The following is a 15651-nucleotide window of genomic DNA, read 5'->3' as shown; positions in this document are numbered from 1 at the left end:
GATCGGCAACGATAGACTCATCGGCGTGACGTCCTCGGTCGATACCGTCAATAACGCGACTACCACGCCCGATCAGCCGCAGCCGTATCGCGAGCTCGGTCTCAAGGATGACGAGTACCAGCGCATCCGCGAGATCCTCGGCCGTCGGCCCACCGACGCCGAGCTGGCGATGTACTCGGTGATGTGGAGTGAGCACTGCTCCTACAAGTCCTCGAAGGTGCATCTGCGCTACTTCGGCGAGACCACCACCGACGAGATGCGGGCCGGCATGCTGGCCGGTATCGGCGAGAACGCGGGCGTCGTCGACATCGGCGACGGCTGGGCCGTCACCTTCAAGGTCGAGTCGCACAACCACCCGTCGTACGTCGAGCCCTACCAGGGCGCGGCCACGGGCGTCGGCGGCATCGTCCGCGACATCATGGCCATGGGCGCCCGCCCGGTCGCGGTGATGGACCAGCTGCGCTTCGGCGCGGCCGACGCACCCGACACCCGCCGCGTGCTCGACGGCGTCGTCCGCGGCGTCGGTGGCTACGGCAACTCGCTCGGCCTGCCGAACATCGGCGGCGAGACCATCTTCGACCCGTCCTACGCGGGCAACCCGCTGGTGAACGCCCTGTGCGTCGGCGCGCTGCGCGTCGAGGACCTGCACCTGGCCTTCGCCTCCGGTACCGGCAACAAGATCATCCTGTTCGGTGCCCGCACGGGTCTGGACGGCATCGGCGGTGTGTCGGTGCTGGCCTCGGACACCTTCTCCGGCGACGAGTCCGGCGCCGGCCGCAAGAAGCTGCCGAGCGTTCAGGTGGGCGACCCGTTCACCGAGAAGGTGCTCATCGAGTGCTGCCTCGAGCTGTACGCCGCACACCTCGTGGTCGGCATCCAGGACCTCGGTGGCGCTGGATTGTCCTGCGCCACTTCGGAACTGGCGTCCGCTGGTGACGGCGGCATGCACATCGATCTGGACCAGGTGCCGCTGCGCGCGACGGGCATGACCCCCGCCGAGGTGCTCTCCAGCGAGTCGCAGGAGCGCATGTGCGCGGTCGTGACCCCGGAGAACGTCGACGCGTTCATGGCCGTCTGCCGCAAGTGGGACGTGCTGGCCACCGTCATCGGTGAGGTCACCGACGGGGACCGGCTGAAGATCAGCTGGCACGGCGAGACCGTCGTCGACGTGCCGCCGCGCACCGTCGCGCACGAGGGCCCGGTGTACAACCGGCCCGTCCAGCGTCCCGACACCCAGGACGCGCTGATCGCGGACACCTCCGCCAAGCTGACCCGGCCGAAGACCGGTGACGAGCTGCGCGCCACCCTGCTGCAGCTCATCGGCAGCCCGCACCTGTGCAGCCGGGCGTTCATCACCGAGCAGTACGACCGCTACGTGCGCGGCAACACCGTGCTGGCCGAGCACGCCGATGGCGGCGTGCTGCGCATCGACGAGGCCACCGGCCGCGGTATCGCGGTGTCGACCGACGCGTCGGGCCGCTACACCCAGCTGGACCCGTACACCGGCGCGCAGCTGGCGCTGGCCGAGGCCTTCCGCAACGTCGCCGTCACCGGCGCCACCCCGGTCGCCGTCACCAACTGCCTCAACTTCGGTTCGCCGGAGGACCCGGGCGTCATGTGGCAGTTCTCGCAGGCCGTGCGCGGCCTCGCGGACGGCTGTGCGGCGCTTGGCATTCCGGTCACCGGCGGCAACGTCAGCTTCTACAACCAGACCGGCTCCACCGCGATCCTGCCGACCCCGGTGGTGGGCGTGCTCGGCGTCATCGACGACGTGCACCGCCGCATCCCGACCGGCATCGGCCTGGAGCCGGGCGAGACGCTGATCCTGCTGGGCGACACCCACGACGAGTTCGACGGCTCCGTCTGGGCCCAGGTCACCGGCGACCACCTCGGTGGCGTGCCGCCCAAGGTGGACCTGGCGCGCGAGCAGCTGCTGTCCGAGGTGCTGACCGCAGGTTCGCGCGACGGCCTGATCTCGGCCGCGCACGACCTGTCCGAGGGCGGGCTGATCCAGGCCGTCGTCGAGGCTGCCCTGGCGGGCGAAACCGGTTGCCGGGTCCTGCTTCCCGAGAACTCGGATGCGTTCGTGCAGCTGTTCTCCGAGTCGGCCGGCCGCGTGCTGGTCGCGGTGCCGCGCACCGAGGAGAGCCGCTTCCTGGCCATGTGCGAGGCCCGCGAGCTGCCGGCCGTCCGCATCGGTGTGGTGGACCCGGGCAGCGACTCGGTCGAGGTGCAGGGCCAGTTCAGCATCACGCTGGACGAGCTGCGGCGCACCTCCGAGAGCGTGCTGCCCGCCCTGTTCTCCCACGAGTGATCTGTGCACGAAAATCCGCGCTCGGCGCGGAAAAACGTGCACAAATCACCGAGGCTGAACCATGACCGGGCGTAAGGCGCCCGACCCGGCCAAGACCCGGGCAGCGGTGTTGCTGGTCGCCGACTGGCTGCGCGACGAGCAAACCGAAGCGCCCCCGCGGGCCGCGATCGCCGACGCAGTCCGGTTGACGGCGCGCACTCTGGCGGCCGTCGCACCCGGCGCCAGCGTCGAGGTGCGGGTACCGCCTTTCGTTGCGGTGCAGTGCATTTCGGGGCTCAGTCACACCCGCGGCAACCCGCCCAACGTGGTCGAGACCGACCCGCGCACCTGGTTGCTGCTGGCCACCGGACTGTGCACTGTGGCCGACGCCGCCGGCTTGCAGATGTCCGGATCGAGGGCCGCGGAGATCGCCGACTGGTTGCCGCTGGTGGCGCTCACTTGAAGAACGGGTACTCCTGGACCCAGTGAAAACCCCGGTTGCGCAGGGTGAATTGGTCGAGGTCAACCTGATCCAGGTCGATCAGCACGGGCCGGCCCTGCAACGTGCCGCTCAGCCTCAGCTGGTGGACCGACGGGCGTGACACCTTCAGATCGGCCAGCGTGGCACCGCCGGGTTCCGTCGCCTTGATGGTGTCGGAACTGACGGTGGCGGCGGCGTCCACCAGCTCGCCGTTCATCCGCTGGTACGTCAGTGCGCCGTCCTTTTCGAAAACCAGGCGTTGCCAACGGGTCTGATCGGTCGCCAGGGGCGGCACCGGCTTGCCGTCCACACTGAACTCCCGGACCGACCAGATGCCGTACAGCTCAGGCTTGGCCTTGCCGCCGCCGTAGGCGTGCCACGCCTGCCAGCTGCCGACGATGCAGCCGACCATCACCCACAGACCCAGTACGGCCTGCGCGGTGGCGGCTCGCCGATTGGCCCGCTCGGAGCTGAACAGCGCGGGCTGGCTCACCGGCTCGGACGGGCGTTGCAGGACAAACATGTTCGTCAGCCGGCCCAGCTGCGGGGCCAGCAACACCAGGCTCATCAGCAGCAGATGCCCGGACAGGATCTTGACCGGCACATCGAAGGTCATGTTCAACAGGAACACCTGAGCCATGCTGGCCAGCCCGAGCAGCGTCCCCAGGGTCGCGGTGCGCGGCAGGAACATCAGCAACCCGGCCAGCACCTCGACGGCGCCGAGCACCATCTCGTACGGATGGGAGCTGCCCACCTGCAGCCACAGCACCGACGCCGGGCTCAAATCCCCGTAGGACCGCAGCAACGCGCTCGGCGGCGGCGTCGGCATCTGCGTGGGCACCAGTTTGGCGAACCCGTAGAACAACATCTGCCCGGCGACGCACAACCGCAGGAACGTCAGGAACCACGCCGACAGCCGCGCGTAGTCGGGCCGCTGTCGGTCGACCAGGGTCCACACCGCGGTCCCGACGACCGCGACGAGCAGGAGGCAGAACATCAGCACCCAGACCACAGCCTGATCGCCGCTGCCGGAGTCCTGGTGCAGGACCGCCTCGACACCGAAGACCTCGCGGCCGACCCATTTCAGCGGCGGACCCAGCACGGCCATCTGCCACATGACGGCAAGCTTCGGCAGCCACTCGCCCACGATCCCGAAGAAGGCGAAGAGGATCTGCGCGAACACCACACAGAACAGGCCGAAGTACAGAAAACAAAACCTGAATGCGATCTTCGTCACTGTGGACCATGGCCGGGTCGGCTCCGCGGCGACCGAATCTACAAGCGCGGTACCGGTGTTCCCGGAAAATTGACTGGCCATGAAATCCATATAAACAGCCGGACTGAAGTGGGCTGATAGGACGGCTGACGGCCATGCGCGAAGCCCGCCGCGGCGCGGCAGCCGAGCCGGAGTTGAGCCCGGCCGGTGCGTCGGTGGAGCGGGACGCGAAGGCGGACCGGCAATTCGATTCCGTTTACCGGCCGGCTGGACCGTAGACTCATACGTGTCACCAACCGCCTCCCTGGGAGCAGCCCTATTGTGACCGAACAGACCGAGAACGAGCCACGCGAGGAATGCGGCGTATTCGGGGTCTGGGCCCCTGGCGAGGATGTGGCAAAGCTCACGTACTACGGCCTTTATGCGCTGCAGCACAGAGGGCAGGAAGCGGCAGGCATCGCCGTCGCTGACGGATCTCAAATCCTGGTGTTCAAGGACCTCGGTCTGGTCAGCCAGGTCTTCGACGAGCAGACGCTGGCCGCCATGCACGGCCACGTCGCCGTCGGGCACTGTCGCTATTCGACCACCGGCTCCACCACGTGGGAGAACGCGCAGCCGGTGTTCCGCAACACCGCTGCCGGCACCGGCGTCGCGCTGGGCCACAACGGCAACCTGGTCAACACCGCCGAACTGGCCACCCGGGCCCGCGCAGCCGGGCTGATCAACTCGCGTGGCCACGTCGCCGCCACCACCGACTCCGACATCCTGGGCGCCCTGCTGGCCCACGGCGCCGCCGACTCGACCCTGGAACAGTCCGCGCTGGAACTGCTGCCCACGGTCCGGGGTGCGTTCTGCCTGACCTTCATGGACGAGAACACGCTGTACGCCGCACGCGACCCGCACGGCGTGCGTCCGCTGTCCCTCGGCCGGCTGGACCGCGGCTGGGTCGTCGCCTCCGAGACCGCCGCGCTGGACATCGTCGGCGCCTCGTTCGTCCGGGACATCGAGCCCGGTGAACTGCTGGCCATCGACGCCGACGGCGTGCGCTCCACCCGGTTCGCCAACCCCGAGCCCAAGAGCTGCGTCTTCGAGTACGTCTACCTGGCCCGCCCGGACAGCACCATCGCCGGCCGCTCGGTCCACGCGGCACGCGTCGAGATCGGCCGCCGGCTGTCCCAGGAGAAGCCCGTCGACGCCGACCTGGTCATCGGGGTCCCGGAATCCGGCGTACCCGCGGCTGTCGGCTACGCGCAGGGCTCGGGCATCCCGTTCGGTCAGGGCCTGATGAAGAACGCCTACGTCGGGCGCACCTTCATCCAGCCGTCGCAGACCATCCGCCAGCTCGGTATCCGGCTCAAGCTCAACCCGCTGAAGGAAGTCATCCGCGGCAAGCGGCTGATCGTCGTCGACGACTCGATCGTCCGCGGCAACACCCAGCGCGCCCTGGTCCGCATGCTGCGCGAGGCCGGCGCCGTCGAGGTGCACGTGCGCATCGCATCGCCGCCGGTGAAGTGGCCGTGCTTCTACGGCATCGACTTCGCCACCCCGGCCGAGCTGATCGCCAACGCCAAGAGCACCGAGGCGAGCGAAGCCGAGATGCTCGAGGCCGTCCGGCACGCGATCGGCGCCGACTCCCTGGGCTACATCTCCAAGCAGGGCATGATCGCCGCCACCGAACAGCCCGCCACCCGGCTGTGCAGCGCCTGCTTCGACGGCGACTACCCGATCGAACTGCCCGGTGAAGCTGCCCTCGGCAAGAACGTCGTCGAGCACATGCTGGCGTCCGCAGCCCGCACCGGACTGCCGCTGACCGTCGACAACGACAACGCCTCAGCCCTGCGTCGTCCCTGACCAGCGGCCGTCACCCGGGCGCGACGTGCATCGGCAAGGGTGCGACCGGTAGCCTTGGGGCCGATGACTAGCCAGGATGAGCGAGCTGAATCGATTGGCGCCTCCTACGCTTCGGCGGGGGTTGACATCGAGGCAGGCGATCGCGCCGTCGAATTGTTCAAGCCCTACGCCAAGAAGGCCACCCGGCCCGAGGTCCGGGGCGGCCTCGGAGGTTTTGCCGGGCTGTTCGGCCTGAAAGCCGGGTACCGCGAGCCACTGTTGGCCTCGTCGACCGACGGTGTGGGCACCAAACTCGCCGTGGCCCAGGCCATGGACAAACACGACACCGTCGGCATCGACCTCGTCGCGATGGTCGTCGACGACCTCGTGGTGTGCGGCGCCGAGCCGCTGTTCCTGCAGGACTACATCGCCGTGGGCCGCACCGTGCCCGAGCGGGTGGCCGAGATCGTCTCGGGCATCGCCGAGGGCTGTGTGCAGGCCGGCTGTGCCCTGCTGGGCGGCGAGACCGCCGAGCACCCGGGCCTGATGGAGCCGGACCACTACGACATCTCCGCCACCGGCGTCGGTGTCGTCGAGGCCGACGATCTGCTGGGCCCCGAGCGGGTCAAGCCGGGTGACGTGATCATCGCCATGGCCGCGACCGGCCTGCACTCCAACGGCTACTCGCTGGCGCGCAAGGTCCTGCTCGACATCGACCGGATGAACCTGACCGCGCATGTCGAGGAGTTCGGCCGCACGCTCGGCGAGGAGCTGCTGGAGCCGACGAGGATCTACGCCAAGGACTGCCTGGCGCTGGCCGCCGAGACCAAGGTGAGCACCTTCTGCCACGTCACCGGTGGTGGGCTGGCAGGCAACCTGGAACGCGTCATCCCGCACGGCCTGACCGCAGAGTTGGACCGCGGCACCTGGACGCCGGCACCGGTGTTCCAGATGATCGCTCAGCGCGGCCGCGTGGAGCGTGCCGAAATGGAGAAGACGTTCAACATGGGAGTCGGCATGGTCGCCGTCGTCGCGCCGGAGGACACCGACCGCGCACTGGCGATTCTGACTGCCCGGCACCTGGACTGCTGGACTCTGGGCACCGTGAACAAGGGTGGCAAGAGCAGCGTTCGCGCCGAGTTGGTGGGCCAGCACCCGCGCTTCTGACCAGACGAGTCATGCGCGGGGCTGGGCCTGCGGCCCTGATCTCAGGGCCGCACGTGGGGTCTAGTGACGCCAGTCGTCTTCGGGTACGGCCCAGCGACCGGCGGGCTCGTCGCCCGAGTCGTCGTCCAGGTCGTTATCGATGGCACTGGTGCTGTAACCAACGGTGTCGTTCGACAGCTCCCGTTGCAACCGACCGAAATCGGTCTGCGGTGAGCTGTACTTTAGGTCTCGAGCAACCTTGGTCTGCTTTGCCTTTGCCCGGCCGCGGCCCATGGGGGACCCCCTCGCGCAATAACGGAGCGGCCCGATGTGCAGGCGGCTCCGATCTGAGTGTGTTTATTGTCCTGCCGCTAGCTTACCGTGCCCGGCGGTCTCATGCTGGCAGGCCACCCTCCCCGGGCGTCGGAGGCGAATCAGTGCAGCGCTCAGGCCTGTCCGGACGCGGTGGCCCCTAGCGGGCGCCGCCGCGTAGCCGGTCCACCGCGGCCCGGCCCGCACCGGCGGTCTGGTCCGCGTCCGGCAGCGAATCCGCGTCGATCGCGGCGGGCACCTCGGACTCGCCGCCCGTGGTCAGTTCGGTGTCCGCGGGCACGCCACGCTTGAGCAGCGCCAGCGCGATCGGGCCGAGATCGACATGGTCCGCGACGGTGCCCAGGCGGCCGATCGTCCGGCCGCCGGCGAGCACCGGATCACCCGTCGCGGGGCGGTCGTCGCCGCCGTCCAGGTGCAGCAGGACCAGCATGCGGGGCGGCTTGCCCAGATTGTGCACCCGCGCGACGGTCTCCTGGCCGCGGTAGCAGCCCTTGTCGAGATGCACGGCGCCGACGCCCGGCCCGCCGATCCAGCCGACCTCCTGCGGGATGGTCCGCTCATCGGTGTCGACACCCAGCCGCGGCCGCAGCGCCGCCACCCGAAGAGCTTCGTAGGCCCACAGCCCGGCGGGCCGGACGCCCGCGTCCAGCAGCCGTTGCCGCCATGCCGGGGCATCGGCCCGCGGCACCACCAGATCGATCTCCTGCGGCCCGACACGGCGTACGAAACCGCCGTCGGGCAGCGGGGCCGCGGCCCACTCGGCGTCCGGGGTCGGCAGGTCGAGTGCGTTGACGGCGGGCCCGAGCAGCGACAGCACCGCGAGGTCGGCGGGGTTCACCTCGACCTTGGACCAGAACACCATCTTGCGCAGGAAGTCGGCGAGCGGCTGCCCGCGCCATGACTCGGTGTCGAGCGTGGTGACGCCGCCGAGTTCGGTCTGCAACCAGTGGTCCTCGACGCGGCCCTGCAGGTCCAGGCTGAGGTTCTGCGCGACGGACCCCTCCGGCAGGGCGCTGACGTGCTGGCTGGAGATGGTGTGCAGCCAAGTCTGTCGTTCGGGGCCGGTGAGTTCGATGGTCGCGCGGTGGCCGCGGTCCACAATGATGGCGTCGACGGCTGCACTGCGCTGCTCCCCGAGTGGGTCGCCGTAGTGCCAGACGGCGCCGGCGTCGGGTCCGGATTCGGGGGCAGGAACAGCGCTCATCCTTCGAGCCTAGTGAGTGCGGCCCCGACTAGCCTTTTGCCCATGACCCCGCCGCCGCTCGTCGTCCCGGTCGAGGACTGCCGGGCCTCGGTTCGCGTCGACGATCCGGTGTTCTCCCGCGGTGACGGCGTCTTCGAAACGGCGTTGGTGCGTGGCGGCGTCGTCTTCCTGCTCGACGAGCATCTGGCGCGGCTGACGGCGTCGGCCGCGCTGGCAGGCCTGCCGTGTCCCGATGCCGTCCGGTGGCGGGCGGCCGCGTCGGCCGCGGTCGGTCAGTGGCCCGAAGGGGACGCGGTGCTACGGCTGGTGCTCGGACGCGGTGTCGACGGCGTGGTGGCCTTCGTGATGATCTCCGCGGTGCCGGATCGCGTGGCGGCGGCCCGCCGGGAGGGCGTGGCGGCGGTGACGCTGGTGCGGCCGTACTGGCCGCTGGCTGCTGCGAAATCGCTGTCCTATGCGGCGAATGTGGCCGCGCTGCGGCATGCCGAACTGGCCGGCGCGGGCGACGCGGTGTTCGTCGATGCGACGGGCGCGGTGCTCGAAGGGCCGCGGTCCGCCGTCGTGCTGGCGGTCTCCGGCTCCGGCGGCGAGCCGGTTCTGGTGACGCCGGACGCGTCGTCGATCCTGCCGTCGACGACGCAGCGCGCGCTGTTCGCGGCCGCCGAGGCGCGGGGTGTCGAGTGTGTGTACCGGCGGATAGAGGTGTCGGATTTGCTTGCCGCACAAGGTGTTTGGCTACTGTCGGCGATCACGCTGGCAGCCCGCGTCCATACCCTGGACGGGCGCGCGCTGGCGGTATCGCCCTTCGAGTCGGTGGTCGCCGAGCTGATCGACGGGCAGTTCTGAGCCCGAGAAAAATCGGTTGTCGGGGCTCGGACCTGGGAGTACGGTCGCACGTACACAGGGAAGGAGGTGGTCCGACAAATTGATTGAAACTTTGAGGACATGTGAGGTGGCTGCCCGCTAGTAGCGCCGGGTATTTCGTCCGAGCGCACTCGCGAAATCCCGCAGCCACCCGGCCCCCGAGCCTCCCGGTCTTGTCCAACCAGGAACCTTGGCTCGGGGGTCGCCTCATGTCCGGGGTCAGCTGTGAACTGGCTGCGCCGCCGGAGGGTCAGCCGACGAAACGTGCCAGGCGCGCGGAGAGATGCGGGGTCAGGCCGCCGTCGGCGTCCACGCGCTCCTCGACGTAGGCCAGGTCGCCGTTCTCGATGATCCCGTAGAGCCGCTTCGCGCCGCCGACCAGAACGCCCGACTTGCTGCGGGCCAGGGCATCGGTCGCCAGTTCCCAGGAGGACTGGTTCAGCGGGCCACCGTAGAACAGCTCGACGTAGCCGGCCGAATGCGCCAGCAGCAGCTCGATGGCCTGCGACTCGTCCTGTCCATGCGGATCGGTCGGGTCGTTGACGAATCGCCAGTAGCCGGTCTCGCGCAGACCCGGACCGGCGTACTCGCCGTTCTCGTCGAGCCGCCACGAGCGGGCATCCCAGTTGAGGTAGTCGTTGCCGTTGTGCGACACGATGATCTGCTGGCCGAACCGGTAGTCGCCTGCGGCATCGCGGCCTTCGCCCTCGCCGCGCCAGACGCCGACCAGCGGCAGCAGGGCCAGCAGGGCGTCGTTGAAGTGCGCGCCTTCGCGCAGGTTGGCGGTATCGGCGGGCAGCGGCAGGTCGTCGAACCCGGGCACGTTGCGCGCGGCCGTGGCCTTGGCGCGATCGGCTGCCGCGGCGATGGCGCGGTCGCCGGAACTGGCCAGTGCGCCGAGCTCGGAGCTCGGATCGCCCGGGCCGTTTTCAGGGTCCGGGGCGGACGTCACAACTCGTCGGTGATCAGTCGGTACAGCGCGTAGAGCGCAAACCAGGTGATGGCCAGCGAGGCCACGACCAGCAGGATCTCGAAGAAAAGCACCACGGGGAGACAGATTACTCGCGATGCCGGTGTGACGTGCGCCGCACCGGTCCCTCAAATGCGACGAGCGGCCGCATCTGTACGTCCGGACAGGGAGTGTCCGGGTACAAACACGGCCGCTCGCGGCAAAAGGAGTTACGCGACCTTGACGTCGACCTCGTGGATACCGGCACCGGTCGGGGCCACCACGGCGTCGCCGTTGCCGACCTTGGAAAGTGCACGCAGCGTCCAGGTGCCGGGGGCGGCGAAGAACCGGAAGTCACCGGTGGCCGACGCGACGACCTCGGCGGTGAACTCGTCGGTGCTGTCCAGCAGCCGCACGAACGCGCCACCGACCGGCTGGCCCGAGCCGTCGACGACGCGGCCGGTGATGACGGTTTCCTTCTCCAGATCAACGCTGGCCGGCAGCGTCAGGCCTTGCTTGGGTGCAGAGCACATATCAGTTTCCCAACTCGATCGGGGCACCCACCAGGGAGCCGTATTCGGTCCAACTGCCGTCGTAGTTCTTTACATTCCGGTGGCCGAGCAATTCCTGCAGCACGAACCAGGTGTGCGACGAACGCTCACCGATGCGGCAGTACGCGATGGTCTCCTTCTCGCCGTCGAGGCCGGCGTCGGCGTAGATCTTGGCCAGCTCCTCGTCGGACTTGAAGGTGCCGTCGTCGTTGGCGGCCCGGCTCCACGGCACGTTGATGGCGCTCGGCACGTGGCCGGGGCGCTGGCTCTGCTCCTGCGGGAGGTGAGCCGGAGCCAGAATCTTGCCGGAGAACTCGTCGGGGGAACGCACGTCGACCAGGTTCTTGGTGTTGATCGCGTCGATCACCTCGTCGCGGAACGCGCGGATGCTGTTGTCGATCGGCTTGGCCTCGTACGACGTGGCAGCGCGGACGGTCGCGTCCTTGACCAGTGGCCGGTCGTCGAGCTCCCAGCGCTTGCGGCCGCCGTCGAGCAGCTTGACGTCGCCATGGCCGTACAGCTTGAAGTACCAGTAGGCGTAGGCCGCGAACCAGTTGTTGTTGCCGCCGTACAGGACGACGGTGTCGTCGTTGCTGATGCCCTTGTCGGACAACAGCTTCGAGAACTGCTGCTGGTCGACGAAGTCACGCTTGACCGAGTCCTGCAGATCATCGCGCCAGTCCAGCTTGACGGCGCCGGGGATGTGCCCCTCGTCGTCGTAGGCGCTGGTGTTCTCGTCGACCTCGACGAACACCACGCCGGCGGTGTCGAGGTTGTTCTCGGCCCATTCGGTCGAGACCAGGACGTCGGAACGTGCCATGTACGAATTCCTTTCGGTTGCTTTTGAGCTCTAGCGGGTCAGGTGGCGGGGATCGCCGTGCGGCGCAGTCGCGCCACCAGGGGGTAGATCTGGCAGCCCAGGCAGATGCCGAAGGCGGCGTTGAGGAACGCGGCGATCAGCGCGAAGGCGGTGGCACCCAGGCCGAGGGCGGTGATGCCCGTCGCGAAGCCGACGGTACCGGCGATGGCGAACAGCAGCCCGACGAGCTGGGCGAACTTCAGCGGCGCGACCGGTTCCTTCTCGGTCACCGGCGCCAGCCGCGGCGCGATGAAGGTGGCGAAGATGCGGCCGTACGGGTGCTTGCGCGGCCCGCCGATCGCGCCGATCGCGAACATCACGGCCTGAATGCCGAGAATCACGGCTGCGGCGATCGGGCTCGCGGCCGAGACCAGCAGCGCAGCGATCAGCACGCCGGTGGTGACCCAGGCTGCGAAGCGGGGTCCACGCACGTCGACCTGCGGGGTTTCGATGGAATTGTCTGACATGGGAAAGCTCCTGTTGTTGGTAAACGGAGGCGGCCGCAGAGTGATTCGCGGCCCGCCGCGGAAAGCTCCTCGGAGCGCAACACGAAACGACGGCGCGACTCTCAGCAGCTACAACAACAACAGCAACAACCCGCAACGCGGCACAGATCAACTGCGCGACGCTTGGTGAGCAGGAGCTCGCGGGGGGACAACACGGCAGACAGCTTACCCAACGACGGGGTGCTCAAGCCAACAGCGGTAGCAGGGCATCCCGCAGGTCAGCGGATTTCGGGACCCCCGCGGTGCGGTACCGCTGCTGCCCCGAGGCGTCGAAGATGAACGTCGTCGGCAGTGAGAGCACCGACAGTCGTCGGGCCGCAACAGGATTGGCGTCCAGGTCGATCTCGACGTGCGCGACCCCGAGCTCGCCGCACACCTGGTCGACGACGCGGCGGACGGCCGCGCACGGTCCGCACCACGTTGCGCTGAAATGCACGACGGTCGGGCCGGTGGTGGACAGGCCGAGATCGGAGTTGTCGTTTTCGGCGTACGGTTCGGCCGGTGGGACTTCCTTCATCAAACCGGCACGCCCGGTGAGCAGCCGGCCGACGATGTACGCGATCCCGAGGGCGGCGACCAGGACCGTCAGCACCAGAACGGTGGAGTTCATGACTGTCTGAACCCATCCAGGGGCACGGTTACTCCCGTTGTGATGCCTTCGATGATGACGTCGGAGCCGCGGGCGCCCTCGCTGGTCGGGGCCAGCCCGAACGGCAGCTTCATCCCCGGCATCGTGGTGGAGAAGGCGCGGAACACCGCAGCCTTCTTGTCGTCGGGCACCTGCCGCTCGGCGGTACCCGGGCCGGTGAGCACCTCGGTGGCCGTGAACACCAGGTTGGTGTGGTCGGCGCCGGTGATCGACAGATCCACCGCGACGCTGACGCGCTTGTCGAGGCCCGCGGCGGTCGGGGTGCCGGTGAACACCAGCCCGTGACTGTCGGAGATGCCGGACTCAGTGGTGCCGCCGGTCGCATCGTCGGTCTCGTTCGGCGGGGCCTCCACCAGTAGATCCTTGATACCCATGAAGCGGCCGACGTGGGTGGAGTCGATGATGATGCGGCTCTCCAGCTTGGACGCCGAGAGCTTGGCGTCGGGTCCGATCAGCCAGGACTTCGGCGACGAGACCATGTCGTACATGGTGGCTTCCAGCGACACCTTGCCGGCGACGGGATGCGAGACGCTGCCCGCCTTGATCTCCACCTCGTCGTACTCGCCGCGCGCGGCCTGCGGTCCGAACGGGAACCCGAGGATCGCGACCCACGGATCGAAGTGCAGGTGCGCCGCGGTCCGGACGCTGCGGGCCATCCGGTATTCGGCGAAGATCGCGAACCCGAAATCGGTGCCGACGACCACGAGGATCAGCACGGCCACCGGGATCAGCAGCCGAGTCATCACCTTGCGCATCCGGACATTCTGGCGTACGCCCAGCCACGCGGTGCCGCGACCGGCCGTTCCAAGCCGCTAAATCGCAGGTGGCAAGCTATCGTTAGGTGATCTTGGCCGGTAACGGCCATGTGTCAGCCATGATTCTCCGGAGTCAAGCTGGATCGAACCGCGACAGCGTCGTCGCCGGGAACGGTCCAGTGCGGCTCCGGACGCACTGGAGGACCCGTTGGATCTTCTGCTATTGACCGTCGACCCGCACCCGGAGTCGGTACTTCCGGCGCTGGCGCTGTTGCCGCACAACGTGCGGCCGGCACCCACCGAGGTGTCGTCGTTGCTGGAAGCCGGCAACGCCGACGTGGCGATCGTCGACGCGCGCACCGATCTCGCGGCCGCCCGCGGACTCTGTCGTCTGCTGGGTAGCACCGGCGCGTCCGTACCCGTCGTGGCGGTGGTCAACGAAGGCGGTCTGGTGGCCGTCAACATCGAGTGGGGTATCGACGAAATCCTGCTGCCCGGCACCGGGCCCGCCGAGATCGACGCCCGGCTGCGACTGCTGGTGGGACGCCGCAACGGCGTCGCCGACCAGCAGAGCGCCGGCAAGATCACCCTCGGTGAGCTGGTCATCGACGAGGGCACCTACACAGCCCGGCTGCGTGGCAAGCCCCTCGACCTGACCTACAAGGAATTCGAGCTGCTGAAGTACCTGGCCCAGCACGCCGGCCGGGTGTTCACCCGCGCCCAGCTCCTCCAGGAGGTGTGGGGCTACGACTTCTTCGGCGGCACCCGCACTGTCGACGTGCACGTGCGGCGCCTGCGCGCCAAGCTCGGCCCCGACTACGAGTCGCTGATCGGCACCGTCCGCAACGTCGGCTACAAGGCCGTCCGGCCCGCACGCGGCCGCACCAATGGTGCCGCCGAGGCGGTCGACGACGTCGAAGACGAGGACGACGCCGACGACGTCGAAACCGGGCCTGACGCTCGCCAGACCCTGCCCGCCCAGTGACGGAACTGACCTGGCACACCGCGCTGAGTGCTGACCATCAGGCGGCGATCCGCGCACTCGTCGGGGCCGCGACTGCCGCAGACGGGGTGGCCCCGGTGGGGGACCAGGTGCTGCGGGAGCTGCCGTTGGACCGCACCCGGCATCTGCTGGCCCATGACTCCGGTGAGTTGGTCGGCTATCTGAACCTTGCGCCGGACATGGCCGAGGCCGTCGTCTCCGTCCCGGCGCGGCGCCGCGGGATCGGCAGCGACCTGATCCGCACGGGTTTGGCCGCCGGTGGCCCGGACACCCGAATCTGGGCGCACGGCAACCTCGATGCTGCGCGCGCCACCGCCTCGGCACTCGGCCTGACGGCGGTGCGAGAACTCTGGCAGATGCGCCGCTCGTTGTCGGCGCTGCCGCCGCTGTCCGATGCGCCCGGGGTACGGCTGACCACCTATCCGGGTCCCGTGGTCGACACCGAGCTGCTGCGCGTCAACAACGCCGCGTTCCACTGGCACCCCGAGCAGGGCGGTTGGACGCAGGCTGACGTGGACGAGCGCCGGGGTGAGTCGTGGTTCGACCCGGCGGGGTTGTTCCTGGCCTATGACGCCGGGGATCTCGCCGGGGAACGGTTGCTCGGCTTCCACTGGACGAAGATTCACCCAGGTTCCGGGCTCGGCGAGGTGTACGTCGTCGGGGTCGGTCCCGACGCGCAGGGCCGCGGGCTCGGTGCGTTGCTGACGCTGGCCGGGCTGCACTATCTGGCCGACCGCTTGGGAACCGACGGGACAGTACTGCTGTATGTCGAGGCAGACAACACTGCGGCGGTGAAGACGTATCAACGTCTCGGGTTCGAGCTGTACAGCGCCGATGTCGCGTACGCCGGAGCGCCGACCGTTAGCTGAAACAGCGAGTTGGCTGAAAAGTCGCTGACCGTGTTCACCCCGTGTTCATTCCGCATCAGGAATTCGTCCACCACGGCCGCATACGTTGCGCGGGAGTCGGAAGCCGACCCTTGAAGCCGACCATCGGCCGACACCGAAAGAGG

Annotated in this window: 17 protein-coding genes; 7 read left to right on the top strand and 10 right to left on the bottom strand. The window is 68.7% G+C overall.

Annotated features, from left to right (window positions below):
- The first annotated feature begins 25 nt into the window (after window positions 1–25).
- Together purL and AC1U2B_RS13140 are read left to right on the top strand one after the other, a co-directional pair.
- A complete protein-coding gene (gene purL / locus AC1U2B_RS13145; protein WP_480217124.1) occupies window positions 26–2314 on the top strand; it encodes a phosphoribosylformylglycinamidine synthase subunit PurL in 2289 nt (762 codons plus the stop codon).
- A 61-nt stretch (window positions 2315–2375) separates the two neighbouring features.
- Window positions 2376–2756, top strand: a complete 381-nt coding sequence (locus AC1U2B_RS13140; RefSeq protein WP_071287790.1) for a sterol carrier family protein — start codon at window positions 2376–2378, stop codon at window positions 2754–2756.
- Here AC1U2B_RS13140 and AC1U2B_RS13135 read toward each other — a convergent pair.
- Window positions 2749–4092 (bottom strand): DoxX family protein, encoded by a 1344-nt coding sequence (locus tag AC1U2B_RS13135; protein WP_480217123.1) that lies wholly within the window; start codon window positions 4090–4092, stop codon window positions 2749–2751. The genes AC1U2B_RS13140 and AC1U2B_RS13135 overlap by 8 nt on opposite strands.
- A 216-nt stretch (window positions 4093–4308) precedes the next feature.
- Between AC1U2B_RS13135 and purF the strand changes: the two genes are divergently transcribed.
- Window positions 4309–5841 carry an amidophosphoribosyltransferase gene (purF, locus tag AC1U2B_RS13130; protein ID WP_043390895.1) on the top strand — a complete coding sequence of 511 codons (1533 nt, stop codon included), beginning with the start codon at window positions 4309–4311 and terminating at the stop codon, window positions 5839–5841.
- 63 nt (window positions 5842–5904) lie between these two features.
- A complete protein-coding gene (gene purM, locus AC1U2B_RS13125) occupies window positions 5905–6987 on the top strand; it encodes a phosphoribosylformylglycinamidine cyclo-ligase (protein ID WP_043390389.1) in 1083 nt (360 codons plus the stop codon).
- Window positions 6988–7047: 60 nt separating this feature from the next.
- Here the strand turns inward: purM and AC1U2B_RS13120 are convergent, their stop codons facing one another.
- The gene (locus AC1U2B_RS13120) at window positions 7048–7260 is read right to left on the bottom strand and encodes a DUF3073 domain-containing protein (RefSeq protein WP_133762387.1); all 213 of its coding nucleotides are present in this window, start codon (window positions 7258–7260) and stop codon (window positions 7048–7050) included.
- A 178-nt stretch (window positions 7261–7438) separates the two neighbouring features.
- The gene (ygfZ, locus tag AC1U2B_RS13115) at window positions 7439–8503 is read right to left on the bottom strand and encodes a CAF17-like 4Fe-4S cluster assembly/insertion protein YgfZ (protein WP_480217122.1); all 1065 of its coding nucleotides are present in this window, start codon (window positions 8501–8503) and stop codon (window positions 7439–7441) included.
- Window positions 8504–8545: 42 nt separating this feature from the next.
- Here ygfZ and AC1U2B_RS13110 point away from each other — a divergent pair, with 42 nt between their 5' ends.
- Window positions 8546–9349 (top strand): aminodeoxychorismate lyase, encoded by an 804-nt coding sequence (locus AC1U2B_RS13110; protein ID WP_480217121.1) that lies wholly within the window; start codon window positions 8546–8548, stop codon window positions 9347–9349.
- A gap of 268 nt (window positions 9350–9617) precedes the next feature.
- On the opposite strand, the gene AC1U2B_RS13105 is transcribed toward AC1U2B_RS13110, so the two are convergent.
- From AC1U2B_RS13105 to lmeA, 7 genes are all read right to left on the bottom strand, one after another.
- Window positions 9618–10259 carry a heme-binding beta-barrel domain-containing protein gene (locus AC1U2B_RS13105; RefSeq protein ID WP_260937930.1) on the bottom strand — a complete coding sequence of 214 codons (642 nt, stop codon included), beginning with the start codon at window positions 10257–10259 and terminating at the stop codon, window positions 9618–9620.
- Window positions 10260–10546: 287 nt separating this feature from the next.
- Window positions 10547–10849 (bottom strand): DUF1416 domain-containing protein, encoded by a 303-nt coding sequence (locus tag AC1U2B_RS13100; RefSeq protein ID WP_020098804.1) that lies wholly within the window; start codon window positions 10847–10849, stop codon window positions 10547–10549.
- 1 nt (window position 10850) lies between these two features.
- The gene (locus tag AC1U2B_RS13095; RefSeq protein ID WP_043390397.1) at window positions 10851–11687 is read right to left on the bottom strand and encodes a sulfurtransferase; all 837 of its coding nucleotides are present in this window, start codon (window positions 11685–11687) and stop codon (window positions 10851–10853) included.
- 38 nt (window positions 11688–11725) lie between these two features.
- Window positions 11726–12193 carry a DUF4395 domain-containing protein gene (locus tag AC1U2B_RS13090; RefSeq protein ID WP_480217120.1) on the bottom strand — a complete coding sequence of 156 codons (468 nt, stop codon included), beginning with the start codon at window positions 12191–12193 and terminating at the stop codon, window positions 11726–11728.
- A 101-nt stretch (window positions 12194–12294) separates the two neighbouring features.
- Window positions 12295–12387 (bottom strand): Ms5788A family Cys-rich leader peptide, encoded by a 93-nt coding sequence (locus AC1U2B_RS13085; RefSeq protein WP_366663813.1) that lies wholly within the window; start codon window positions 12385–12387, stop codon window positions 12295–12297.
- A gap of 29 nt (window positions 12388–12416) precedes the next feature.
- Complete coding sequence (locus tag AC1U2B_RS13080; protein WP_480217119.1) at window positions 12417–12842, bottom strand: thioredoxin family protein; 426 nt, start codon at window positions 12840–12842, stop codon at window positions 12417–12419.
- Complete coding sequence (gene lmeA, locus AC1U2B_RS13075) at window positions 12839–13636, bottom strand: mannan chain length control protein LmeA (RefSeq protein WP_260933622.1); 798 nt, start codon at window positions 13634–13636, stop codon at window positions 12839–12841. The genes AC1U2B_RS13080 and lmeA overlap by 4 nt, the downstream gene beginning before the upstream one ends.
- Window positions 13637–13844: 208 nt before the next feature.
- Between lmeA and AC1U2B_RS13070 the strand changes: the two genes are divergently transcribed.
- The gene (locus tag AC1U2B_RS13070; protein WP_043390405.1) at window positions 13845–14621 is read left to right on the top strand and encodes a winged helix-turn-helix transcriptional regulator; all 777 of its coding nucleotides are present in this window, start codon (window positions 13845–13847) and stop codon (window positions 14619–14621) included.
- Complete coding sequence (mshD, locus tag AC1U2B_RS13065; protein WP_480217118.1) at window positions 14618–15508, top strand: mycothiol synthase; 891 nt, start codon at window positions 14618–14620, stop codon at window positions 15506–15508. The genes AC1U2B_RS13070 and mshD overlap by 4 nt, the downstream gene beginning before the upstream one ends.
- Window positions 15509–15651 lie beyond the last annotated feature (143 nt).

Source organism: Mycolicibacterium sp. P4_G11, from assembly GCF_056555145.1.
Note: the sequence above shows the minus strand (reverse complement) of the source record. Positions and strands in the feature narration are given on the sequence as shown.